General features: G+C 61.7%; 17 protein-coding genes. 8 read left to right on the forward strand and 9 right to left on the reverse strand.

From position 1 onward, the window contains the following. Nucleotides 1–156: 156 nt before the first annotated feature. Complete coding sequence (locus OQE62_RS14015) at nt 157–582, reverse strand: hypothetical protein (protein WP_265722670.1); 426 nt, start codon at nt 580–582, stop codon at nt 157–159. A 1,706-nt stretch (nt 583–2,288) separates the two neighbouring features. Between OQE62_RS14015 and OQE62_RS14020 the strand changes: the two genes are divergently transcribed. Beyond that, nucleotides 2,289–3,908, forward strand: a complete 1,620-nt coding sequence (locus tag OQE62_RS14020; RefSeq protein WP_265722671.1) for a S8 family serine peptidase — start codon at nt 2,289–2,291, stop codon at nt 3,906–3,908. A 123-nt stretch (nt 3,909–4,031) separates the two neighbouring features. Here OQE62_RS14020 and glnG read toward each other — a convergent pair whose 3' ends face one another. From glnG to glnA, 4 genes are all read right to left on the reverse strand, one after another. Next, nucleotides 4,032–5,453 (reverse strand): nitrogen regulation protein NR(I), encoded by a 1,422-nt coding sequence (gene glnG, locus OQE62_RS14025; protein ID WP_265722672.1) that lies wholly within the window; start codon nt 5,451–5,453, stop codon nt 4,032–4,034. A gap of 21 nt (nt 5,454–5,474) precedes the next feature. Next, the gene (gene glnL, locus OQE62_RS14030) at nt 5,475–6,536 is read right to left on the reverse strand and encodes a nitrogen regulation protein NR(II) (RefSeq protein ID WP_265722673.1); all 1,062 of its coding nucleotides are present in this window, start codon (nt 6,534–6,536) and stop codon (nt 5,475–5,477) included. 441 nt (nt 6,537–6,977) lie between these two features. Further along, entirely contained in the window at nt 6,978–7,673 is a 696-nt protein-coding gene (locus OQE62_RS14035) for a DUF4124 domain-containing protein (RefSeq protein WP_265722674.1), read from the reverse strand. Between the two features lie 229 nt (nt 7,674–7,902). Next, complete coding sequence (gene glnA, locus OQE62_RS14040; protein ID WP_265722675.1) at nt 7,903–9,309, reverse strand: glutamate--ammonia ligase; 1,407 nt, start codon at nt 9,307–9,309, stop codon at nt 7,903–7,905. 300 nt (nt 9,310–9,609) lie between these two features. Here glnA and thiI point away from each other — a divergent pair, with 300 nt between their 5' ends. Together thiI and OQE62_RS14050 are read left to right on the forward strand one after the other, a co-directional pair. Continuing rightward, a complete protein-coding gene (gene thiI / locus OQE62_RS14045; RefSeq protein WP_265722676.1) occupies nt 9,610–11,082 on the forward strand; it encodes a tRNA uracil 4-sulfurtransferase ThiI in 1,473 nt (490 codons plus the stop codon). Between the two features lie 460 nt (nt 11,083–11,542). Then, on the forward strand, nt 11,543–14,086 hold the full coding sequence (locus OQE62_RS14050; RefSeq protein WP_265722677.1) for a TonB-dependent receptor: 2,544 nt from the start codon (nt 11,543–11,545) through the stop codon (nt 14,084–14,086). A gap of 365 nt (nt 14,087–14,451) precedes the next feature. Here the strand turns inward: OQE62_RS14050 and OQE62_RS14055 are convergent, their stop codons facing one another. Continuing rightward, nucleotides 14,452–15,138: an NYN domain-containing protein gene (locus OQE62_RS14055; RefSeq protein WP_265722678.1), complete on the reverse strand. Its 687-nt coding sequence runs from the start codon at nt 15,136–15,138 to the stop codon at nt 14,452–14,454. Between the two features lie 385 nt (nt 15,139–15,523). On the opposite strand from OQE62_RS14055, the gene typA reads away from it, so the two are divergent. Then, a complete protein-coding gene (gene typA / locus OQE62_RS14060; RefSeq protein WP_265722679.1) occupies nt 15,524–17,332 on the forward strand; it encodes a translational GTPase TypA in 1,809 nt (602 codons plus the stop codon). A gap of 73 nt (nt 17,333–17,405) precedes the next feature. Here typA and OQE62_RS14065 read toward each other — a convergent pair whose 3' ends face one another. The 3 genes from OQE62_RS14065 to OQE62_RS14075 all read right to left on the reverse strand — a co-directional run bounded on the left by OQE62_RS14065 (nt 17,406) and on the right by OQE62_RS14075 (nt 18,779). Then, nucleotides 17,406–17,822: a hypothetical protein gene (locus tag OQE62_RS14065; RefSeq protein ID WP_265722680.1), complete on the reverse strand. Its 417-nt coding sequence runs from the start codon at nt 17,820–17,822 to the stop codon at nt 17,406–17,408. A gap of 90 nt (nt 17,823–17,912) precedes the next feature. Beyond that, nucleotides 17,913–18,320 (reverse strand): DUF2784 domain-containing protein, encoded by a 408-nt coding sequence (locus OQE62_RS14070; protein ID WP_265722681.1) that lies wholly within the window; start codon nt 18,318–18,320, stop codon nt 17,913–17,915. Between the two features lie 18 nt (nt 18,321–18,338). Beyond that, nucleotides 18,339–18,779, reverse strand: a complete 441-nt coding sequence (locus OQE62_RS14075; protein WP_265722682.1) for a hypothetical protein — start codon at nt 18,777–18,779, stop codon at nt 18,339–18,341. A gap of 135 nt (nt 18,780–18,914) precedes the next feature. Here OQE62_RS14075 and OQE62_RS14080 point away from each other — a divergent pair, with 135 nt between their 5' ends. From OQE62_RS14080 to OQE62_RS14095, 4 genes are all read left to right on the forward strand, one after another. Then, nucleotides 18,915–19,559, forward strand: a complete 645-nt coding sequence (locus OQE62_RS14080; RefSeq protein WP_265722683.1) for a cytochrome c3 family protein — start codon at nt 18,915–18,917, stop codon at nt 19,557–19,559. Continuing rightward, nucleotides 19,547–22,507: a 4Fe-4S dicluster domain-containing protein gene (locus tag OQE62_RS14085; protein WP_265722684.1), complete on the forward strand. Its 2,961-nt coding sequence runs from the start codon at nt 19,547–19,549 to the stop codon at nt 22,505–22,507. The genes OQE62_RS14080 and OQE62_RS14085 overlap by 13 nt, the downstream gene beginning before the upstream one ends. 103 nt (nt 22,508–22,610) lie before the next feature. Then, the gene (nrfD, locus tag OQE62_RS14090; RefSeq protein ID WP_265722685.1) at nt 22,611–23,975 is read left to right on the forward strand and encodes an NrfD/PsrC family molybdoenzyme membrane anchor subunit; all 1,365 of its coding nucleotides are present in this window, start codon (nt 22,611–22,613) and stop codon (nt 23,973–23,975) included. Beyond that, on the forward strand, nt 23,972–24,514 hold the full coding sequence (locus OQE62_RS14095) for a DUF3341 domain-containing protein (protein WP_265722686.1): 543 nt from the start codon (nt 23,972–23,974) through the stop codon (nt 24,512–24,514). The genes nrfD and OQE62_RS14095 overlap by 4 nt, the downstream gene beginning before the upstream one ends. Nucleotides 24,515–24,556: the final 42 nt, after the last annotated feature.

Consider the following 24,556-nt stretch of genomic DNA (forward strand, 5'->3'; position numbering starts at 1 on the left):
AAAAAGTGCTGGTTTTTAAGAGTTTTTCTACAGCCTGAACGCCGCGCTCAGTCGCAGCTTGCTTTGTGCGCATTTTGCGCGAAAATGGGAGCGCAGCGACCGCGCAAAAGGTGCGCAAAGTAAGCTGTCGGCCTGCAGCGCCTTGTTAATGCGGCGCTAGCTGTTGCTGACCCAGCTCGATACTGATGCGCATAGTTGCAAACCATAAACCCAACCGACAAAGTCACCCAGATCCCTACCATTGAGACTTGCGTCAATAGTTTTGTTTCTAAAAGTAGTGGGAAAATCTTTTGGATTTCCCCGAATATCCCAAACTCCATTATGGCCAATTGCGTTTCTTAGATGCCTTGCAAAAGGGTACCATTCCTGAGACGCAAATTCGCTAAACTTTCCGCTCTTATTTGCATACTTTTGAGCCGACTCAAAAGTCTCTAACAACATAAACAAAAAAGTTTTCCGAACAAAAGTTTTTGCTGTCCCATCGTTAAGTGAGTCCGAGAATTGTACATTGTACGACAGCCATGACTTTGGATGATCCTCGCCCTCTTTTAGAATAAAAATTTCGTTTTCTGAGATATTCATTTGATGCTTTGCAATGTAGCTGCGAGTTGGCTCCCGAGTGGCCAAACTGTAGGCTCCCACGCTAAACCAAAATTAATCTCTGACGTATTTAATCTTTCTCTCGCAGTTTAATTTTGAAGTCATGGAATTATTCAGCATTAACAGTTAATTCAAAAGCCACCGGCTTTATATTACCCCGGCTTCTATCTACACAAAGCCCCCAACCGATAAGGTCAAAAACTGACTGTAAATCATATAGATAGAAGTAAATGATCAGAAAACAGCCAGAATTATAAGGCGAAGCCTTGTGTCGTTGCTTTCTTTTTGTAGCTTTTGATCTCTTTTGGGAAGCTATATAAATCAATAGGTTACCGATCTTTTCCTGTAGATAGAAGACATCCGCTTCTGATCTTGGCTTATGCAGGTACCGGCGTACCTACCACAGGCAGGTGGGGCCTATATACCGGTTCCTTACCAAGATCCGGGATCAAGGACTTGGGATTCGGCTATGTCTCTTTTCGGGGGCTCCTGTTTGCGCGTCGCTGCACTGCCGTTCAATACGGCAGTAGGGGCAGGCATTAGCGAGCAAGGTACACTCGAAGAGCTGTATCAACTGGAAAGAGAAACATAATCAATGACGCGGCAATCTACACGCTCTATTGACAGCGCTATCATTTGGTACCTATTGTGGGCTCGCAGTAGGCCAAAAGCCGAAACTTTCTGTTCTCAAAAGGAGCTCCAGCCGATTGCATGCCAGAAAGCCGCCAGGGTAGCTTTCTCCATTCGCTGCACTGCAGGGAGCCGATACTCAAGGATATCGGAGAAGACTAGTGACCGATTACAAATCGAATAAAATCAACTGGTTACCGAGCGCACTATCCCGCGCTCCATATTCCATGCCCAGAATCCACTCCTTCAGGGAAAGGGCGTTTTACCGAACAAGGTGATCATAAACCGTAGCTGCGCAGAAAAGTCCGTGCCATTGGAATGACCTTTTCACGAAAGCCGCGGGCAGCTGTATGGGATAACTGTTCATATCCGGATCACCGGGCCCCTCGATATGCCGTTGAACCGCCCACGTTATCGCTTTTCGGTCCACGTGTAGGACAGCTTCCCACCGATGCATCGCGGTTCAGATCGCTGCGGTGCCCAGCGGCAGTCCAAAAGTCGATAACTGCGGTGACGAGCCTGGTTCCGCTCCCGGACCCGGCGTCATACGTGGTTGACGGCGGCTGGTGCCGTAGAGACACAAGGCGGGAATTTATCCTCAGGAGACAGGCGTTCGCCGGAAGGACGGGCCTCACCTCTGCGCAAACCTGCGGGAAATAATAAAGGGCACTGGTTAAACCACACTGTAGAAACAGCGAAAAGGCGCATTTTTATTGCGCCGGGTTCCAGTAAATCCTTTATCGATAGCGTTTTCCGGACTGCAACCCATTTTCCAGTCGGTATATAAGCCTTCGACTGGAACAGGCCTTTGTATGCCTGTGAAAAGTCCGCACCAGAATCTCCGGCATGCAAAGTCTTTGTATGCAGAGGGGATGTTGTAGATGCAGTAACGGTAGTTGTTGTAAGAGTCCGACAGGTTCTCCCTGTCGCTTTTTAATCAGTAAAAAATATCAATAAAGAGAGTATTCAGCATGAAATTATTACGAAAACTATTAGTTACCTTCCTATTAGCTGCGTGCCTTCCATTTTCTGTCGGCACCTTCGGTGCGGCGACGATATTGTCCGCCGAGCCCGATAACGCGATACCCGACCAGTACATTGTGGTGCTGAAAGACGAAGCCCGGCTGAGCGCGATGAGTACATCGCAGTTCGTCGTGTCCGAGTCCAATCGCATGGCGTCGAATACCGGGGTCTCGGTAATGCACCGCTATGACAAGGCGATTCTCGGTTTTTCCGTCAAGGCGACACGGAAACAGGTACAGAAACTGGCCGAGGAGAGTTCGATCGACTATATCGAGCAGGATCAATTGGTGTACACCAGCGCTTCACAATCCCCGGCGACCTGGGGCCTGGACCGCATCGATCAGCGCGATCGCACACTGGACAACACCTATAACTACGATAGCAGCGGCAACAATGTTCACGCCTATATCATCGATACCGGTATTCTCGATTCGCACAATGATTTCGCCGGGCGCATGGGGAACGGTTATGCGGGTATCAGTGACGGCCGGGGTACCGAAGACTGTAACGGCCACGGCACACATGTCGCCGGGACTGTCGGTGGCACTACCTGGGGTGTGGCCAAGGATGTCATCCTGCATCCGGTGCGAGTGTTCGGCTGCTCCGGGGAGACCAGCAGCTCTATTATCATCGACGCGGTGGACTGGGTAGCGGCGAATCATATCAAGCCCGCCGTGGCCAATATGAGCCTGGGCGGCGGTGCCTCGGTCGCCATGGATTCGGCGGTGCGCGATGCGGTCAACCAGGGTGTGACGGTGGTAGTCGCCGCGGGCAATGACAATTCCGATGCGTGCAATACCTCGCCCGCCCGCGAAAGCAGCGTGATTACACTGGCTTCCTCGACCAGGAATGACGCCCGCTCGAGTTTCTCCAATTGGGGTTCCTGTATCGATATATTCGGGCCGGGATCGGACATTACTTCGGCCTGGTGGACCGGCGCCAGCGCCACCAACACGATCAGCGGCACGTCCATGGCCTCGCCGCACGCGGCCGGCACCGCGGCGCTGTTCCTGCAGGAGAATCCCGGCGCGTCGCCGTCCGCCATTGCCGATCGTATGATCAGCCTGTCGACCACCGGCCGCATCAGCGGTACCAACGGTTCCCCCAACCGACTGCTGTTTACCGAGCCCGGCAGCGGTGGCGGCAGTTCATCCAGCAGTAGCGGTGGCAGCTCCTCCAGCAGCAGTTCCGGCGGTTCATCCGGTGGCGGCTCCTGCAGCGCGCCGCAGTACGTGGCCGGCACCAGCTACAGCGCCGGCCAGCAGGTACAGAACCTCGGCGACGAGTACAGCTGCGATGTCAGCGGCTGGTGTTCATCCACCACGGCCTGGGCCTACGAGCCGGGCGCCGGCCTCTATTGGGAGACAGCCTGGACCCATGTCCGCAGCTGTGATGGCGGCAGTTCTTCCGGCGGCAGCTCCGGTGGTTCCAGTGGCGGTAGCTCCAGCAGCTCTTCGGGCGGTTCGTCCGGCGGCGGTTCCTGTCCCAACCTGCCGACCTGGGATTCCGACAGTGTCTATACCGGCGGCGACCGGGTGCAGCACGAGGGCGTACGCTACGAGGCCAATTGGTGGACACAGGGCGACAACCCGGAAGCCAACAACGGCGATCCCGGATCGGGCCAGCCGTGGACCTCGCTCGGCGCCTGCAATTAGTTGCTGAATGATTAAATTTGGTCGGCCCGGCAATCGCGGGTCGACGCAACAGATCGGCGGTCCCGCCACGGCGGGACCGCTCATCCGCGAAACCTTTCCGTAAGCACTGTGGCGACAGGCGATTCAATCGCCGCGCTCCTCCTCACCGTTCATCCCCAGCTCTTTCAATTTCCGGGTCAGGGTATTCCGGCCCCAGCCCAGCAGCTCCGCCGCGTCTCTTTTCCTGCCCGCCGTGTGCTTCAGCGCGATTTCGATCAGGGCGCGCTCGAAGGCGGGCACGGCTTCGCTGAGAATTTCCCGGCGGCCGGTGGCCAGGGCCTGGTCGGCCCAGAGGCGCAGGGCTTTCTGCCAGTCCTGCGGGGTTTCGCTGCTGGCGGTCTGCTGGTGGAGTTCCTGTGGCAGGTCTTCGATATGCACTTCGCGGCCGGAGGCCATGACCGTGATCCAGCGGCAGGTGTTTTCCAGCTGGCGCACGTTGCCGGGCCAGTCCAGGCCGGCGAGGTATTCCTCGGTTTCCTTGAGCAGGATTTTCGGTTCCACCCCCAGGTCCTTGGCGGCGCTGTTGAAGAAGAACCGCACCAGGCGCGGGATATCCTCGCGGCGGTCGGCCAGGCGGGGGATATGGATGCGGATGACGTTGAGGCGGTGGAAGAGGTCTTCGCGGAACTTGTGTTCTTCCACCAGCCGCTCCAGGTCCTGGTGGGTGGCGGCGATGATGCGCACGTCGGCCTTGACCGGTGTGTGGCCGCCGACGCGGTAGAACTCGCCGTCCGCCAGTACCCGCAGCAGGCGCGTCTGGGTTTCCGCGGGCATATCGCCGATCTCGTCGAGAAACAGGGTGCCGCCGTCTGCCTGTTCGAAGCGGCCGGTGCGCTGGGCGCTGGCGCCGGTGAAGGCGCCTTTCTCGTGGCCGAAGAGTTCGGATTCCATCAGGTCTTTCGGAATCGCGGCCATATTCAGGGCGATGAACGGGCGGCCCTTGCGCGGGCTGTGGTTGTGCAGTGCCTGGGCCACCAGCTCCTTGCCGGTGCCGGATTCGCCGTTGATCAGCACGGTGATATTGGAATGGGACAGGCGGCCGATCGCGCGGAAGACTTCCTGCATCGCCGGCGCCTCGCCGATGATTTCCTTGCTGCCGCTGCCGTTATCCAGTGTCACCGGTTCGTCCGCCCGCTGTTCCCTGACGTGGGCCAGGGCCCGGCGGGTGACGGCAACCGCCTCGTCCACATCGAAGGGTTTGGGCAGGTATTCGAAGGCCCCGCCCTGATAGGCGGCGACGGCGCTGTCGAGGTCGGAATGCGCGGTCATGATGATGATGGGCAGTTCCGGGCGCTCTGCCTGGAAGCGCTGCAGCAGTTTGAAGCCGTCGATGCCGGGCATGCGGATATCGCTGATCACCACATCGGGGGAATCGCTGTAGAAATCGTCCAGCGCCCGCTCGCCGTTTTCATAGCATTTTGTCTCGATACCGGCGCGGGTCAAGGCGCGCTCCAGTACCCAGCGGATCGATCGGTCGTCGTCAATAATCCAAACGCGATTGGTCATGGTCCAACTTCCACTAAACAGTTATTCGGATAACGGCAGATAGATCTGGAATACGCTCTGCCCGGTGCGGCTGTCGCATTTGATCAGGCCGCGGTGCTGGTTGATGATGTTCTGCGATATCGACAGGCCCAACCCCGAGCCCTCGGCACGCCCGGAAATCATCGGGTAGAAAATCCGCTCGCGGATTTCCTCGGGAATACCCGGGCCGTTGTCTTCGATTTCGATGCGGCAAACCAGCGGGCAGTGGCGCCGGCCGATGGTGAATTGCCGCTGTATCCGCGTGCGCAGCACGATTTCCCCGGACGCCAGGCCGATACTCTCGTCGATGGCCTGCATCGCATTGCGGGCGATATTCAGCAGCGCCTGGATAAGCTGTTCGCTGTCGCCGGGAATCTCGGGGATCGACGGGTCGTAATCGCGGCGGATCTTGAGTTTCCCCTCGCATTCCACATCGATGAGCTGCGCCACCCGTTCGAGTACTTCGTGCACATTGGTGGGCTGCAGCTCGGCGGGTTTGCGCGGGCCCAGCAAGCGGTCTACCAGATTGCGCAGGCGGTCCGCCTCGTCGATGATGATGCGGGTGTACTCCGCCAGTTCTTCGTCCGGGAGTTCCCGCTGCAGCAGCTGCGCCGCCCCGCGGATACCGCCGAGGGGATTTTTCACCTCATGGGCCATACCGCGCACCAGGTTGCGGGTGGTCTCCTGGGCATTGATCAGCGCATCCTCGCGAGCAATACGCAGCACGCGATCCATCGGCTGCACTTCCAGCAGCAACAGTCCAAGTTCCGCCACCGGGCTCACCGAGTAATCCACGGTGCGCATGTCCAGGTTGTGCAACCGCCAGGTGGCGCGGCGCACGGTGTACTTCTGGCCGGCGGCGATGGCGCTGCGCATGGCCCGGTGTGCATGGTTCGACTCCCGCACCACCTCGCTCAGGGGCTGGCCGCTGACCCGCGCGCTGGAAGCGGCCAGCAGGTCTTCGGCGGCGGAGTTGAGATAGCGGAGCAGCAGCTTGTCGTCGAGCACCACCACAGCGGAATTCAGGCTATCCAACAGCTGGCGCAACTGACGGTCGTTGAGCATGGTTCAGGTTCCGTATCGTTCGGCGGCGCCCCCGGCGCACAACCTTTTTTCTGCTAAGGAGGACAGTGCAAGAAGCAAACCAAAATGGCGCACAAAAATGCCGGGAGCATTTTTGGGCAGCTTCAGCTGCCCCCGTAAGGGGCGGAGACCATGGACGGCCTCCGCACTAAAATGCCGGGCGCATTTTTGACCCGCTTTGGCTGACCCCGAATGGGGCGGGAGCCGCGGGCGGGCTCTGTCTTGAAGCGCCGGGGCGCATTTTGGTTTATCCCGGCATACGCGAAGCGCCGCGCCGGGCGCGACCGCGATTCAAATGGGGGCGGGGAAAATTCGGGCTCCAGCATGATGCACTATTGTGGTGCACTGGTTAGAAAAACACCAGCGCCGGATTCGCCCGAGGTCGAGGGGAAGAGCGCGCCTGCCGGCGCGGCAGAATATGGATCAGTCCCGAGAGCGCCGGTCGGACGAATCGACCCCCGGTGCCACCGGCGCCCGGGGCGCCTGTTTGGCACGCGGCGCCGCGTTGTCCGGCACCTGGGCACCGGGGCGCTTGACGTAGAGGGTGATCGGCCGGGATTGCGCCAGCACATTGCCGGCGCCATCGGTCAGTACCGCCTGCACGCTGTGGGTGCCGCGCTCCAGCGCGGAAATATCCAGGCTGGTGCCGGAGGAGCCGCCCTGCCAGGGCTGGCCATCCACCACGGCGAAGAACTGGTGACCGCCCCGGGGCACCGGATCCAGCGCCACCTGCAGCACCACGGCGCGCTGTCCCGGCGGGATGGTGGCACCGTCCCCGGGACTGACGATGGCGATACTGAAGGGGCCCTCCTGTCGGTCCTGCTCAGCGTCATCTTCGCCCTGGTCCTCCGGCGACAGCTTGCGCCTCGGCAGCGGGCGGGGCGGGGCGATGGGCTGTACGTTGGTGGGGCCGATCTCGACCTTTTCCACCTCGTCCTTGCCGCTACCCACCGGTGGGGTATCGGTGAACACCACTTCGCCGTTGGGGCCGGTGGTCTTGTAGACGGTGCCGCCGTCGGATTGGGAGCCTTTGTCACCATCGTCCAGGCCGCTGGTGCCGGCGAGGGCGATCAGTGGGGCGGCGAGCAGTGTTGCCAGTAGCAGGTTGCGGTGTTTCATGGGATCCCTTGTTGCGGTTGTGGCCGCTGGTTTGGGTAGCGCCGGATGTGACTGCCGGGCTTATCATACAGCCCTCTCCCCCGGCCCCTCTCCCGGAGGGAGAGGGGAGATAGCAAGGGGAGACATCTATTACGAGGCTAGTTTACCGCCAATAAAAAAGCCCGCACCTGGTGGTGCGGGCTTTTTTGGAAAGGTGTGACGCTTTTGGCGTCACAGCGCCTGCGGCGATTTACACGGAGTAGTACATATCGAACTCGACCGGGTGCGTGGTCATGTTCAGACGCTCCACTTCCTCGCGCTTCAGTTCGATGTAGGCATCGATGGCGTCGTCGGTGAAGACGCCGCCCTCGGTCAGGAAGGCGCGGTCCGCATCCAAGGCGTCCAGGGCCATTTCCAGGCTGGAGGCCACGGTCGGGAACTCGGCCACTTCTTCCGCCGGCAGGTCGTAGAGATCCTTGTCCGCCGGGTCGCCGGGGTGAATCTTGTTCTTGATGCCGTCCAGGCCGGCCATCAGCATGGCGGAGAACACCAGGTAGGGGTTGGCGGTCGCGTCCGGGAAGCGCGCTTCGATACGCTTGCCTTTGGGGCTCGGCACGTACGGAATGCGGATGGACGCGGAGCGGTTGCGCGCGGAGTAGGCCAGGATCACCGGCGCCTCGAAGCCCGGTACCAGGCGCTTGTAGGAGTTGGTGGCGGCGTTGGCGAAGGCGTTGATGGCGCGCGCGTGCTTGATGATACCGCCCACGTAGTAGAGCGCGGTTTCGGACAGGCCGGAGTAGCCGTCACCGGCGAACTGGTTCACGCCGTCCTTGGAGAAGGACTGGTGAATGTGCATGCCGGAACCGTTGTCGCCCACCAGCGGCTTGGGCATGAAGGTGGCGGTCTTGCCGTAGGCGTGGGCCACATTGTGCACCGCGTACTTCAGGATCTGCACCTCGTCCGCTTTCTTGACCAAGGTGTTGGCGCCGACGCCGATTTCACACTGGCCGGCGGTGCCCACTTCGTGGTGGTGCACTTCGATTTCCAGGCCCATCTGCTCCATGGCGGAACACATGGCGGCGCGGACGTCGTGCAGGGAGTCGACCGGCGGTACCGGGAAGTAGCCGCCCTTGACGCCCGGGCGGTGGCCCATATTGCCTTCGCTGAAGACATTACCGGAGGACCAGGCCGCCTCTTCGGAATTGATCTTGTAGAAGGCGCCGCCCATTTCCGCGCCCCAGGTGATGTCGTCGAAGACGAAGAATTCGGGCTCCGGGCCGAACAGGGCGGTGTCGCCGAGGCCTGTGGACTTCAGGTATTCCTCGGCGCGCGAGGCGATGGAGCGCGGGTCGCGTTCGTAGCCCTGGCCGGTGGACGGCTCGACGATGTTGCAGCGCAGGATCACGGTGGCTTCGTCGGTGAAGGGGTCCAGGAAGGCGGATTCGTCGTCCGGCATCAGGATCATGTCGGATTCGTTGATGCCCTTCCAGCCGGAGATGGAGGAGCCGTCGAACATCTTGCCTTCTTCGAAGAACTCGCCGTCAACTTCCGCAGACGGAATGGATACGTGCTGTTCCTTACCTTTGGTGTCGGTGAAGCGCAGGTCTACCCATTTGGCTTCACTCTCTTTGATCAATCCGAGCGTATTCGCTGACATTGCAGTCCTCCAGGTCTTGAATTGGAATTTGTCGCTTGAACCCTTCTGTGGCTTCTAGTGAAGCAAGGAGTGTGCCAAATTGGGGCAACGGCGCCGTTGTGCGCTCACACGCACAGATGCAGCGGCTTGCGGCAGCGACCGATGCGAATTGGCGGCCAAATGGCCCGCCAGTCGCAGCCGGACGCACCAAACCTGGGCGCACGTCGGCGCGCGTGCACAAATTTAGTGCGCAACCAAGTTCGTGCCAGCTAGTTTATAATGCCGCACCTTTAATCAACAGGCGGTACCTCACGGAATCCCATGCATTTTGTCGTCAAGTTCTTCCCCGAGATCACCATCAAGAGCAACCCGGTACGCAAGCGCATGTCGCGGCAGCTCAAGGACAACCTGTCCACCCTGCTCAAGCGGGTGGACGACCGCATCAAGGTGCACAAGGACTGGGAGAAAATCGACGTCATCGCCCCGAACGCGGTGGCGCATCTGGCGGACCGCATCGAGGAAGTGCTGGCACACACCCCCGGCATCGCCAACTTTTCCCGCGTACGCCAGTTCCCGCTGGGCGAGCTGCAGGATATCTACGAGAAGACCCGCGAGGTCTGGGGCCAGCGGCTGGCCGGCAAGACCTTCTGCGTGCGCGCCAAGCGCACCGGCAATCACGACTTCAAGTCCCTGGACGTGGAGCAGTATGTGGGCGGCGGCCTCAACCAGCACACCGATGCCGCCGGGGTAAAACTGAAAAACCCGGACATCACCGTGAAACTGGAGATCCGCCACGACAAGCTGAACGTGATCGAGGAACAGCACCCCGGCCTGGGCGGCTTCCCCATGGGCACCCAGGACCCGGTATTGTCACTGGTGTCCGGCGGCTTCGACTCCACCGTGGCCAGCTACCTGACCATGAAGCGCGGCATCCGCACCCACTTCCTGTTCTTCAACCTGGGGGGGCGCGAGCACGAGCTGGGCGTGAAGGAAGTGGCCTACTATCTGTGGAACCGCTACGGCGCCTCCCACCGGGTGAAGTTCATCAGCGTGCCCTTCGACGAGGTGGTCGCCGAGATTCTCGAGCAGGTAGACGATTCGCAGATGGGCGTGATCCTCAAGCGCATGATGCTGCGCGCCGCCACCGCCGTCGCCAACGAGCTGGAAGTGGACGCGGTAGTCACCGGCGAGGCCATCGCCCAGGTTTCCAGCCAGACGCTGCGCAACCTGTCGATCATCGACAGCGTCACCGACACCCTGGTGCTGCGCCCACTGATCACCAGCGACAAGAGCGACATCATCAACACCGCGCGCGCCATCGGCACTGAGGAATTCGCCGCGAACATGCCCGAGTACTGCGGCGTGATCTCGGTAAAACCCACTACCCGCGCGAAACCGGAAAAAATCGAGAAGGAAGAGACGCGCTTCGACTTCGCCATCCTCGACCGCGCCGTGCGCAACCGCACCCTGCAGAACATCGACGAAGTGATGGCGGACGTCGAGGGTGAGACGCCGGACGTGGAAGTGCTGGCCGAGCCCGGCGATGCCGTGGTCATCGATATCCGCCACCCCACCGAGGAAGAGGTGAACCCGCTGGAACTCAAGGGCACCGAAGTGGAAGCGATTCCCTTCTACCGCCTGAACAATACCTTCGGCGGGCTGGATAAAAGCAAGCACTACCTGCTCTACTGCGCCGGCGGCGTCATGAGCCGCCTGCACGCCTCGCACCTGCTGGACGAGGGCTACCGCAACGTGGGCGTCTACCGCCCGGAGAAGGGCGACCAGAAGAAATAGGCCCCGGCTCAAAACACCTCGGGAAGAGCCGACCGCCGATGCAGGATGGGGAAAAACGCAGGCAGGAAACTGCTCCTGCGTTTTTCACATGTCCGCCATCCCTGGCGGGCTCGCACCCGTCACCGGGTCTTGATGGGCACGTCGCTACGCTCCTTTCCCATCCTGCGACTTGCCCCGTCGCCAATTCTCAAAACAGCTTTCCAACCGTTATCCTGCGGACAAAATCTCGGAAATTACCTGCAAGGTAAAGAAATTTCTTACCTGAAAGATAAGAAAATTCCGCAGGAAAAATACTGTTTATTACCTCCCGGATAATAATATTCCCGCTTTTTCAGAGAATAAAAATTAATTGCAGAAATCCTCTCCATCCCGAGTGATTTTGATTTTTTTGTGTGCTAATAATTTCCCCATAAAAATCCAAAACACCAATAAATATAAAAGTAACAAATGGGAGATAGCGATGTTCGGGACTGAGAAGTTACCGCGGGCCATTCACCTGCTCAGCCTGCCCCTGGCCACCGCCGCCACACTGCCGGCGATTGCCCAGGAAACCAAAACCCAACGCGGCCTGGAGGAAGTGGTGGTCACCGCGCAGAAGCGCGAACAGAACCTGCAGGACGTGCCGGTGGCAGTGAGCGCCGTCAGCGGCGAACAACTGCAGGAAGCCGTCATCAAGGACGTCTTCGACCTGCAGACCAACACTCCCGGCCTGGTGGCCGGCCAGAACCAGAACAACACCACTGCCAATTTTGCCATTCGCGGTATCGGTACCTCGGGGCAGAACTTCGGCCTGGAATCCTCTGTGGGCCTGTACGTGGACGGCGTCTACCGCTCTCGCCCCAGCTCGATGATCAACAACCTGGTGGACATGGAGGCAGTGGAAGTGCTGCGCGGTCCCCAGGGCACCCTGTTCGGCAAGAACACCGCCGCCGGCGCGATACAGTTCCGCACCAGGGCGCCGGGCCACGAAACCGACGGCTTCGTCGAGGTGACCGCGGGCAACTACGGTCTGGTCAACACGGCAGCCGCGGCCAACCTGTCGCTGGTACCGGATGTGCTGGCAGTGCGCACCACCGTCTTCAGCAGCGAGCGCGACGGCTACGTGGACGCGAGCATCGACGCCGGCACCGAGGACATCAACAACCGCGACCGCTGGGGCGCGCGCCTGCAGGCGCTCTACACCCCCACGGACACCCTGTCCGCGCGGCTGATCCTGGACAAGTCCGAGATCGACGAAATCTGCTGCGCGGCGCTGGCGGCACAGGACAGCCTGGTCAACGACGCCGGCGCACCCGGCCCCTCGGCAATATTGCAGGGGATCGGCGGCACCATCTTCACCGGCGACCAGTTCGAGGATTACGAGACGGCCCTGAACTTCGCGCCCATTTCCCGGGCCGACGACGCCGGTGCCTCCCTGGAAGTGAACTGGGACCTGTCCGACAGTTGGACCCTGACCTCGGTGACCGCCAGCCGCGACTACGATTCCTACGACATCATCGACAGCGACTTCGGCAATGTGGACCTCATCTCCACCGAGAACGATTCCACCCAGAGCTCCGTGTCACAGGAACTGCGCCTGGCCTTCAGCGGCGAACGCGGCAACGCAGTGCTGGGCGCCTACTACTTCGACCAGGATATAGCGCTCGACTACGAAGTGGTCGATCGCCAACATATCGACGACTTCCTGCCCGCAGCGCTGGGGCTCACCGGCCTCATCGACGGCATCGACAGTTTCGCCGGCCTCACCGGTATCGCCTCCGCGGATCCCTTCCTCGAGGACTACCGGGTACCGCACCGCGCCGAACAACAACACCAGAGCTGGGCCCTGTTCGGCCAGTTCGACTACGACCTCAGCGAAGCCCTGACCCTGACCATGGGCCTGCGCTACACCGAAGAGGACAAGTCGATGCTGACCCGCTTCTCCGAGTGGATAGGCGACGAACCCTGGGAGTGGAGCGGTCCCACGCCGGACACCCCCACCGCCAGCGGCTACCTGGGCCAGATGGGCGCCGCCTATGCCGCCGGCGATATGCCCACATTGATGGCCCTGGCCGGCGACCCGGACGTGCAGGCGGCGCTGGCGCCCTTCGCCCGGGAGGGGTGGGGCAACTGGCTGCTGGCCGCCAACGCGCCGCGCCCGGATATCGACGCGGATCTCTCTGACGAGCAGGTCACCGGCACCGTCAAGCTCAGCTACGCGCTGTCGGCGGACTCGCTCGTCTACGCCTCCTACGGCACCGGCTACAAGTCCGGCGGCACCAATACCGACCGCATCGCCGCCGGCTTCGAGCCACTGTTCGATGCCGAAAATTCCGACGCGGTGGAAGTGGGCCTCAAATCCGAGTTCCCGGCACAGTCCCTGCGCCTGAACCTGGCCCTGCACCACACCGCGCTGGACAACTACCAGGCCAACGCCTTCACCGGCGACGGCTTCAACCTGCAGAACGCCGGCGATCTGGAATCCTACGGCGCCGAGGCGGAGCTCTTCTGGTCGCCGGCGGACAACACCACCGTCACCGCCGCCTACGCCTACACCAAAGCCACCTTCAAGGAATTCAGCCGCGGCAACTGCTGGGTCGCCACCCCCTGGCACACCGGCGAGCCGGACCCGGGCCAGACGGACCCGAGCGTCAATGTCTGTGACCGCACCGGCGATCCGCTGGCCAACACCCCGGACCACTTCCTGACCCTTGGCCTGCGCCAGGATTTCCAGCTCGGCGGCGGCGTGGACGGCTACCTGCACGGCGAGTACAGCTACAAGTCCGACGCCATGACCTCCAACGTCAACGACCCGCTGATGGAGCAGGAGGCCTACGGCCTGCTGAACCTGCGCGCCGGCCTGCTGTTCGCCGGCCTCGACGCCGACCTGACCCTGTGGGGCCGCAATGTGCTCGACGAGCGCCCGGTGCGCACCCATTTCGACGCGGTCATCCAGACCGGCACGGTCATGGCCTACCCGGGCGAGCCGCGCACCTACGGCCTGACCCTCAACAAGCGGTTCTGATCTCCAGAGGGAGAACCTTTCCTCACAGTAGTCTTGCATGGGGCCGCTCCGCGGCCCCTTTTTTCCCCGATAGCACCGCCCTGAACGCCGTGCTCTTCCCACAAACCCGCACCTTCGCCCGCGACGGCGACGAACCGGAGCCGGACGTCATCCACAGCCCGAACTGCGGGCAAAACTCTACGGCGTACAGGCGGAGACAGGCCTGCTGCTCACGGCGTTTATGGTGCTGAGAACCGGCGCCCACCCTTCGGAGCCATCATCCCGGACTCGATCCGGGATGACGGCCCCTATGCTGCAGCGATGATTGGTTCTTGTGGTCGTGGGAAAATCATTGAGCTAATGGAGGATGCCCTCCCTTATACTCGCTACCAGTACTCGGGCCTTCTTATAGGCTTCTTTCTCGTAGGCACCACATCGGGAAGAAGCGATACGCTGAGTTCATCATCCCGTATATAGCGGCGAGTCCAGTCTGCATACTTATTCAGGCGGCCGTTCGCAGGGCGACGGTTGCCCCGACCGGAGGGAGGTTCAACGGGGATTATCAGTCCAACTTTAACCGCGCCACCGAGATCGTGGCGAATAAAGTGCAACGCTGGCTCCAGATCCGAATCATTGGATACCAACACCACCTGATCCGCACTGCCGCGCACAACGTCCCTGTAGGCATGCAGGGCAATATTTACATCCGTCTGCTTCTCCTCAAGCCGCCATACTTCCGCGCGATCATCGTTATCCGGAGGCTCGACAAACCTGGGCAGATTTGCCTTCTCAACGGAATAGAAGCCTTTGATGATTTCGATTTCTGAAGGGTAGAGAAGCTGCAATGCCCGGTGATAGTCCTGCTGGGACTTCTGGGAAACCGGGCCCTGTGAAGCAAATCTTGTCTTTGTATCCGACGTGAAAAACTTCAGTCTTGTGACGACCGCCTGCGGTGACTGCGGCTTGAGGATACCGTCGACAAGCAGGCGCCTGATATCCAACCATTTGAACGCCGTATTCCTGAGGCGGCCGTAGTAGAGGTTGTAGCCATCGACGTAGATTATTGTTTTCAAGCGATTCCCTTCCCCAGAAATGAAAAAACCGCCTGACGGCGGTTTTTTCTCCCTTCACAAGGCCAACAAATATGGCCCCGCAATGGGTGAGTCGTGAATACAAATATACTGAACCTGCAGAAAACTACAAGAAACAACAGGGGAGAATGCCCCTCCTGAAAGGGAAGCTACCGCCAACTTCAGTGCCTTCTTTCCGGGTCAATCCAAAGGAAGCACGAAATGACCAATTGGTCAAAGCCATTAAGCCGCCCACTTTTTGCCCAATTTATGCGGTTTTGCGCTCGCAGTTGTAACGTCTGACCACTATAATCGCCGCCTTTGGCCGGACCACTGCTGTACCACAGCCCCGCCCCATTTCATTTCTCGACTAGCCCAGAGGCCCTTTGTGATAGAGAAGTTGCGCAATATTGCGATCATCGCCCACGTCGACCACGGCAAGACCACCCTCGTGGACAAGCTGCTGCAGCAGTCCGGCACCCTGGACCGCCGCGCCGAAAGTGCCGAGCGGGTGATGGACTCCGACGACCAGGAGAAGGAGCGCGGCATCACCATCCTGGCCAAGAACACCGCCATCAACTGGCACGACTACCGCATCAACATCGTCGACACCCCCGGCCACGCCGACTTCGGCGGCGAGGTGGAGCGCGTGCTGTCCATGGTGGACTCGGTGCTGCTGCTGGTGGACGCGGTGGACGGCCCCATGCCGCAGACCCGCTTCGTGACCCAGAAGGCCTTCGAGCAGGGCCTGAACCCGATCCTGGTGATCAACAAGATCGACCGCCCGGGCGCGCGCCCGGATTGGGTCATGGACCAGGTGTTCGATCTGTTCGACAGCCTCGGCGCCACCGACGAGCAGCTGGATTTCCCGATCGTCTACGCCTCGGCCCTGAACGGTATCTCCGGTCTCGACGACACCGACATGGCCGACGACATGACGCCACTGTTCCAGATGATCGTCGACCAGGTGGAGCCGCCCAAGGTGGATCCCAGCGGCCCGCTGCAGATGCAGGTCTCGGCGCTGGACTACTCCAGCTACGTGGGCGTGATCGGTGTCGGCCGTATCAAGCGCGGCACCCTCAAACCCAACCAGCCGGTGTCGGTACTCGACCGCGACGGCAACCCGCGCAAGGCCAAGGTGCTGCAGGTGATGGGTTATCTGGGCCTGGAGCGGACGGAAGTGGATCAGGCCAGCGCCGGCGATATCGTCTGCGTGACCGGCGTCGGCGAGCTGAACATCTCCGACACCCTCTGCGATCCCGACCACCCGGAGACACTGCCAGCCCTGACTGTGGACGAACCCACAGTGAGCATGACCTTCCAGGTGAACGACTCGCCGTTCGCCGGCCAGGACGGCAAATTCGTGACCTCGCGCAATATCAAGGAGCGCCTGGAGCAGGAGCTGATCCACAACGTGGCCCTGCGGGTGGAGCCGGGCGATTCCCCGGAAAAATTCAAGGTGTCCGGTCGCGGCGAACTGCACCTGTCCGTCCTGATCGAGAACATGCGCCGGGAAGGTTTCGAGCTGGGCGTCTCCCGCCCGGAAGTGGTACAGAAAGAGGTCGATGGCGAAATCCACGAACCCTACGAGGAAGTGACCATCGACGTCGAGGAGCAGCACCAGGGTTCGGTGATGGAAGAGCTGGGCCTGCGCAAGGCCGAGCTGAGCAACATGGAACCGGACGGCAAGGGCCGCGTGCGCCTGACGTTTATCGTGCCGTCGCGCGGCATGATCGGCTTCCGCTCCCAGTTCCTGACCATGACCAGCGGCTCCGGCATCATGACCAGCCTCTTCGACCACTACGGCCCGGTAAAAATGGGCGAGGTGGGCAAGCGCATCAACGGCGTGATCGTCTCCATGGTCAAGGGCAAGACCCTGGCCTACGCCCTCTACACCCTGCAGGACCGCGGCCGCCTCTTCCTCGGCCACGGCGAGGATATCTACGAGGGCCAGATAGTGGGCATTCACTCCCGCGCCAACGACCTGACGGTCAACCCCACCAAGGCCAAGCAGCTCACCAACGTCCGCGCCGCCGGCACCGACGAGGCCCTGACCCTGACCCCGCCGGTGCGCCACACGCTGGAGCAGGCGCTGGAGTTTATCGAGGACGACGAACTGGTGGAGGTGACACCGAACCACCTGCGGTTGCGCAAGAAGATCCTGCAGGAGAATATGCGCAAGCGGGCGAAGAAATAGACGCGCCCCCGGCCGGCTGGAAAATCCAGCCGGCCTTTTTATTCACACTGGAACCGTGCCGGGGTTTGCCGGTTCACTGCCTGTTCCAGGCGCACCCGTTCTCGCCGAGAGAGTCCAGGTCCTCTTCGAACTCGAACAGTTTTCCGTCCCTGCGAATGTACTTGAATTCGTAGACACGCGCCCCCTGGCTGACGATCACGTATTTCCCTCCGGAATCGTTCGCCGCGACCTCCTCCCATTCCACTTCAAATTCCGAAGGCCGCCCCGGCTCCATTCTGGTTTCCTTCATGCCTGTATTCTCGACCGGGATCTTGCCACTCCCGCTTTCGTAAGTGACGTATCCCGTTTTCTGGTCCCCGGGCGGAAAATCGAATTGGAGCCTGAGGGGCTTCTCGAGCCCGACGGATTGGAAGCAGCGAAAATCACCTTCCTCCGACAGGGCACCACTGCATAGAAAAAAACCCAGCATAAGGCCAATCAACTTTTTCACTGATTCCTCCAGTTGCGCCTGAGAAGCACTGTGCTTCAAATTCTAGTCCGGAAAGCCATGGTTTCCCGCCCGGTTCCTCAAAGCGTAAACTCAACGCCTGCCAAACGGCCGCGGCCGCACCCAGAACCAACTGACCACCACAAGTGCCCCGAACAGCGAATAGCAGGCCACAAACACCCACTCCGGCGCCCGGTAATACAGAATGTTTTCCAGCCAATGGGCAATAAAGGATCCGGAGTAAACCGCACCCCCCGCCCGTTCCCGCAGCGCCATTTCCCATATGGTGAGAGGGCAGATAACACTGAACCAGGACTGCAACACCACCACAGCGATGGCGGCGAGATGCGCCAGCCGGAACCACGGGTTGCGCACCCAGCGCCAGGCGCGCAGCTTGCCGATCAGGATCAACAGAAGGCCGAAGACCACGAAGGCGACAAAAAGCACGTGGGCGGCCAGGATAGCGTCCGCCGCCAGGAGGTAAAGTTCAGAAGGTTCCATAGCCTGTACAGAAGCCGGTCAGAGGACTTTCTCAGCGTGACTGACAACGCGCCTGCAAAACGCCACCAGCTCATCGTGAGAAAGATCATTCTTGCAATCGTTTGTCCGCCACGCGCAGATTTTGAAATCGGCCGCACCCAAGCCGTCCCCGACGTGGTCTACGGAAGGCAAGAAGCGGAATCGCTTTTTGTATTCGCGGCGAAGCGACTTTGATTCCTCGTTGCTGTATTGACTCAGAAGAGACCAGTCGAGCGGCTCTCCCGTGTAGAAATCATTCCCGCACGACTCAATAACGGCGGCGTGGATCGCCCGCTTGTACTCTGCAACTGTGGCCGTGTCATTTCCCCGGTTTCGATCGCGACGCACATGGGCTATCGCCTTGCGCTGCAACCAGCGTTCATAGGCCGCCTGGTCCTGCAGGTTTTCGAGGAAAGGAGGAATCCGGTACTTCTTGTTCATGATGTTTTTGCAGCCAGTCAGAAAACAATGCCTCGCGTGACCATGTTATCAGTGCGACAGCACAGATCCACTGCCCCCGCTTATACGCTAGGCTGCTAAAAACCCAGCGACGTATTCGCCGCACCGAAGATATCCATGCCACAGATATTCCATCCCAGAGTCAACGGCCTGACGCGCATATTGCTCGCCGGCGGCGCCCTGGCGATAGTGGCCTTTGCCTGTGTCGCTTGGTTTCTCAACCGCTCCCCCTACAGCACCGGCCAGGGCGCGGTTCCCGAACAGCCGGTACCCTTCAGCCACCAGCACCATGTGGGCGGATTGGGGATCGACTGCCGCTACTGCCATACCGGCGTGGACCGCTCGCGCTTTGCCGGGCTGCCGGATACCCACACCTGCATGAGTTGCCACTCGCAGTTGTGGACCGAGGCGCAGATGCTGGCACCGGTGCGCGAAAGCCTGAAGGAAGACAGACCGCTGCGCTGGATGCGCGTGCACCGGCTGCCGGATTTTGTCTACTTTGATCATCGGGCCCATGTGACCCGCGGTATCGGCTGCGAATCCTGCCACGGGCGCGTGGACCGCATGCCGCTGATGAGCCAGGCGGCACCCATGACCATGCAGTGGTGCCTGGACTGCCACCGCAACCCGCAGAAGGCGCTGCGCGCGCCGGACCGGATCACCGCCATGGGCGCTCCGGCCGCCTCCGATCCGAACGCGCTGCTGCGCCGATACCGGATCCACACGGACCGAATGACCGAGTGCGTGACATGCCACCGATAGAACGCGGACAGGAAGGGAAATTCCCGCAGCGGGAGCTCGCCGGCAAACGCGGCGCCGGCTACTGGCGCAGGCTGGTGGAGCTGGCAGAGCGGGCCGGCGCCCCGATCGAAAGCGATGGTGCCGCACACTCCCCGGAGCGGCGCCGGCTGCTGAAGCTGCTCGGCGCCAGCATGGCCCTGGCGGGGCTGCCCGCCTGCACCCGCGAGCCGCAAGAGACCCTGGTGCCCTATGTGCAGCGGCCGGAAATGCTGGTGCCCGGTCGCCCGCGCTACTACGCCAGCGCCGCCATTGTCGCCGGCTACGCCCAGGGCGTACTCGCGGAGAGCTGCGAGGGCCGGCCGATCAAGCTGGAGGGCAACCCCGATCACCCGGCCAGCCTCGGCGCCTGCGACGCCGTGGCCCAGGCCTCGGTACTGTCCCTCTACGATCCGGACCGCTCCGCCGCGGTGCGCCACCGCGGCGCCATCGCCAGCAGCGGCGAGCTGCTGCGCGAACTCGACGACAGGCGCCGGCAGTGGAACGCAACCCGCGGCCGCGGCCTGGCGTTTGTGACCGGCACCATTACCTCCCCCAGCCAGCGCGCGCACATCGACGCGCTGCGCCAGCGCTGGCCCCGGGCCCGCTGGTACCTGCACGAACCAGTGGACCGCAGCGGCGTTTTTGCCGGCAGCCGGATACTGTTCGGACAACCGCTGGAACCCCGCTATCACTTCGAGCAGGTACAGGTGGCGGCGACCCTGGACGCGGATTTTATGCAGGCGCAACCGGGCTTCCTGCGCCATGCGCGGGATTTCACCGCGCGGCGCCGCCCGCGGGACAACAGCGATGACCTGGCGCGCCTCTACGCGATCGAATCCACACCCGGCGTCACCGGCGCCAACGCCGATCACCGCCGCGGCCTGCCCTATGCGCAGATCGAGGACGCCGCGCGCCAGCTGGCCATCGCGCTGGATATCGCGGTCGCCGCACCCATCGAAAAACCACTGCCCGAGCACTGGGTGAAGGCCCTGGCCACCGACCTGCAGCGCCATCCGGGGGCGGCCCTGGTGATTCCCGGTGACCAGCAGCCGGCCGCGGTGCACGCGCTGGCGCACGCGATCAATAGGAAACTGGACGCCTTCGGCAGCACCGTGGAATGGATGCAACCGGTCGCCTACGATGCCGCAGCGCAGTCGCCGGCCGAACTGGTCGCAGCCGTCAATGCCGGTGAAATCGACAGCCTGGTAATCATCGACAGCAACCCGGTATACAGCGTCCCGGCGGATCTGAACTTTTCGAAAACCTTCAGGAAAATCCCCTGGCGGCTGCACTGGGGCGAGTACCTCGACGAAACGGCAAAGCTTTGCCACTGGCATATCCCCGCCGCCCACGCACTGGAAACCTGGGGCGATGCCCGCGCCTACGACGGCAGCGCCGCACTGCTGCAACCGCTGATCCAACCGCTGCACGGCGGCCTGTCCGCGCTGCAGTTTCTGCAGATGCTGGAATCGGGGAAAAAAGGGGAGTCGCTGGCGCTGCTGCAGGATTTCTGGAAAACGCAGTACAGCGGCGACGACTTCGAACATTTCTGGCGCCGCAGCCTGCGCGACGGCCTGGTGCCGGAAAGTGCGGCCACAACCGTCAACACGGAAATATCACCCGGCTGGCTGCAGAAACTCCCCGCGCCAGAACCGGCACCGCAGGGGCTCACGCTGCAGTTTCGCCCCGACCCGGCGCTGTGGGATGGTCGCCACGCCAACAACGGCTGGCTGCAGGAAATGCCGCGCCCGCTGACCACACTGACCTGGGACAATGCGCTGCTGATCAGCCCGCAACTCGCCGCCGCGGAAAAGCTGCGCGACGGCAGCCTGGTAAAACTGAACAGCGGCGGCCACACCCTGGCGGTGCCGGTACTGATCATGCCGGGCCAGCCGGAGCGCGCGGTAACCCTGCACCTCGGCTACGGCCGCACCGCCGCCGGTCGGGTCGGCGACGGTGTCGGCGTCAGCGCTTACCAACTGCGCTCCAGTCAAAATCCCTGGGCCGCGCCGGCAACCATAAAAGCCACCGGCGCCCAACAGACACTGGCGCTGACGCAGGTTCACCACAGTATCGAGGGGCGCGACCTGATCCGCACTGCGGATCTCGACCGCTACCGGCAGAACCCGGCCTTCGCCCAGCACCCCGCGCCGGAGCTGTCCCTCTACCCGGAACCGGAGCCACTGCCACAGAGCCAGGACCGCCACGCCTGGGGCATGGTCATCGACCTGTCCGCCTGCATCGGCTGCAACGGTTGTGTCACCGCCTGCCAGGCCGAGAACAATATTCCGGTGGTGGGCGCCGACGAAGTGGCGCGCGGCCACGATATGCACTGGCTGCGGGTGGATCGCTACTTCCCCGATCCGCCCACCGAGCCGCAACCGCGCACCACCTTCCAGCCGGTGCCCTGCATGCACTGCGAAAACGCCCCCTGCGAATACGTCTGCCCGGTGGGCGCCACCATGCACTCCGGCGACGGCCTCAACCAGATGATCTACCAGCGCTGCGTGGGCACCCGCTACTGCTCGCAGAACTGCCCTTACAAAGTGCGGCGCTTCAACTGGTTCGACTACACCGGCAGCGGCGCCGCACACCCGGCGCTGCCGCCGCTGCAGAACCCGGATGTCACCGTGCGCGCCCGCGGCGTGATGGAAAAATGCACCTACTGCGTACAGCGCATCGCCTCCGTGCGCCGCGATGCGGAAACGGAGCATCGGCCGATCCGCGAGGGCGAACTGCAGACCGCCTGCCAGCAGGCCTGCCCCACCCAGGCCATCGTCTTCGGCGACCTGGCGAGAAGCGACAGCTCCGTCAAGGCGCTGCGGGCGAGCCCGCTGAACTATGCCATGCTGGAAGATCGCAATACCCGACCGCGCACCACCTATCTGGCGGCGGTGCACAACCCGAACCCGGAGCTGGAGGACGACTGAACCGGCAGGGTGCGCCGTGCGCACCAGAAAGTGCCCGGGCCGGCATCGACATCGAAACGGTGCGCGCGGCGCACCCTACGGAAAGGGGAGACCCACAAAGGACATGTCGCAAGACACGGCGGAAAAACTGCTGCCGGAGGGCCTGACCCACGGCAATATGACCGGGCGTATCGCCGACCTGGTGCTGGCAAACCGCGCGCGCCGGCGCTGGTGGCTGGCGTTTGCGGTGTCCGGTGTGCTGGCGCTGCTGTTCGTGTTTTGCCTGGTCGCGGTATTCAGCACCGGCGTCGGCCTGTTCGGTATCAATATTCCGGTGGCCTGGGGTTTCCCGATCGTGAATACCATCTGGTGGATCGGCATCGCCCACGCCGGCACACTGATCTCCGCAGTGCTGCTGCTGACGCGCCAGCCGTGGCGCGCGCCGGTGGCGCGGCTGGCGGAGGCGATGGCGATGTTCGCGATCGTCTGCGCCGGCATCTACGCCATCGCCCACCTGGGGCGACCGCAACTGATGCACTACCTGCTGCCCTACCCGAACACCCAGGACCTGTGGCCCCAGTGGCGCAGCCCGCTGGTGTGGGATTTCTTTGCCATCTCCACCTATTTCATATTTACCCTGGGCTTCCTGTTTTTCAGCCTGCTGCCGGACTTCGCCACCCTGCGCGACCGCGCGCGCTCCCGCGCGCTGCAGATTTTCTACGGCCTGCTGGCACTGGGCTGGCGCAATTCGGCGCAACACTGGGCGCGCTATGAACAGGTCAACCGGGTGCTGGCGGCGGTGGCGGCGCCGATCGTGGTTTCAGTGACCGGTATTATTTCCCTGGACCTGGCGGTGTCCATCGTGCCGGGTTTCCACTTCACGATTTTCCCGCCGTACTTCGTCGCCGGCGCACTCTTTTCCGGTTTTGCCACCGTAGCGCTGCTGGCGGTGATTACCCGCGCCATGTTCGGTCTGCGCGACCTGATCACCCGCCGGCACCTGGACTACCTCGGGCGCATGATGCTGCTGTTTGCGCTGATTGTGAACTATGCCTATATCCAGGAAATATTCACCGCCTGGTACTCCGGTGACCTCTACCAGCGCGCCGTCACCATCGACCGCTGGACCGGCCCCTACGCACCCGCCTGGTGGGGCATGTTCGTGTGCAATGTACTGCTGGTGCAGCTCCTGTGGTTCAAAAGCGTGCGCCGCTCGTCGGCCGCCATCTTCACACTCGCAATTACCAGCAATATCGGCATGTGGCTGGAGCGCTACCAGATACTCTTTACCAGCATGCACGCGAGTTTTATTCCCGCCACCTGGGACACGGTGACACCGACCGCCTGGGACGGGCTGCTGGCGCTCGGCTCCCTGGGACTGTTTGTCTTTTTCCTGCTCGCTTTCGTGCGGCTGGCACCGGTGATATCGATGCACGACATGCGCAGCGCCATCTACAAGCGTGAACAACAGCGGGAGCAAACAAAGTGAAAGGCGCGGCCAGCGGACACTACGGACTGATCGCGCGCTTCGACGACAGCGAGGCGCTGCTCACCGCCGTGTATCGGGTCCGTGAAACCGGCCACCGGCGGCTGGAAGCGCACACGCCCTTTCCGGTACCCGGCCTGGCGGAGGCAACGGGTTTCAGCGAAGACGGCGGCAGATTCCAGGTCGCGCGCATCGCGCTGCTGGTGGGTGTCATCGCCGCCGCCATCGCCTTCGGGCTGCAGTGGTACACCGCCGTGATCGACTACCCCATTGTCGTCGGCGGCAAACCGTTGAACAGCTGGCCGGCATTCCTGCCGATCACCTTCAAGGTGGGGATTTTCAATTCGGTCATGGCCGCGGCCATCACCATGCTGGTGAAAAACCGCCTGCCGCATTTCTATCATCCGGTTTTCAACGAAGACGATTTCGCCGCGGCTTCGGCGGACGGTTTTTTTCTCAGTGTGCGCGGCGGCGATACGGAAAAACTGGCGATGCTGCTGTGGAACTGCGGCGCGCGCTATGTGCGGGAGCTGACATTGTGAAAACTTTCCGTTTGCACCTTTCAGGCTTGAAAAGAAGCACAA

It is taken from the genome of Microbulbifer halophilus (assembly GCF_026183675.1).
Classification (GTDB): domain Bacteria; phylum Pseudomonadota; class Gammaproteobacteria; order Pseudomonadales; family Cellvibrionaceae; genus Microbulbifer; species Microbulbifer halophilus.

What these genes read in the sequence shown, in the direction of transcription:
- OQE62_RS14075 (WP_265722682.1), bottom strand. Translation starts at nt 18,779, where the DNA reads ATGAACAAGAAGTACCGGATTCCTCCTTTCCTCGAAAACCTGCAGGAC.
- glnG (WP_265722672.1), bottom strand. Translation starts at nt 5,453, where the DNA reads ATGACCAATCGCGTTTGGATTATTGACGACGACCGATCGATCCGCTGG.
- OQE62_RS14080 (WP_265722683.1), top strand. Translation starts at nt 18,915, where the DNA reads ATGCCACAGATATTCCATCCCAGAGTCAACGGCCTGACGCGCATATTG.
- OQE62_RS14015 (WP_265722670.1), bottom strand. Translation starts at nt 582, where the DNA reads ATGAATATCTCAGAAAACGAAATTTTTATTCTAAAAGAGGGCGAGGAT.
- glnL (WP_265722673.1), bottom strand. Translation starts at nt 6,536, where the DNA reads ATGCTCAACGACCGTCAGTTGCGCCAGCTGTTGGATAGCCTGAATTCC.
- thiI (WP_265722676.1), top strand. Translation starts at nt 9,610, where the DNA reads ATGCATTTTGTCGTCAAGTTCTTCCCCGAGATCACCATCAAGAGCAAC.
- OQE62_RS14050 (WP_265722677.1), top strand. Translation starts at nt 11,543, where the DNA reads ATGTTCGGGACTGAGAAGTTACCGCGGGCCATTCACCTGCTCAGCCTG.
- OQE62_RS14035 (WP_265722674.1), bottom strand. Translation starts at nt 7,673, where the DNA reads ATGAAACACCGCAACCTGCTACTGGCAACACTGCTCGCCGCCCCACTG.
- nrfD (WP_265722685.1), top strand. Translation starts at nt 22,611, where the DNA reads ATGTCGCAAGACACGGCGGAAAAACTGCTGCCGGAGGGCCTGACCCAC.
- OQE62_RS14070 (WP_265722681.1), bottom strand. Translation starts at nt 18,320, where the DNA reads ATGGAACCTTCTGAACTTTACCTCCTGGCGGCGGACGCTATCCTGGCC.
- glnA (WP_265722675.1), bottom strand. Translation starts at nt 9,309, where the DNA reads ATGTCAGCGAATACGCTCGGATTGATCAAAGAGAGTGAAGCCAAATGG.
- OQE62_RS14085 (WP_265722684.1), top strand. Translation starts at nt 19,547, where the DNA reads ATGCCACCGATAGAACGCGGACAGGAAGGGAAATTCCCGCAGCGGGAG.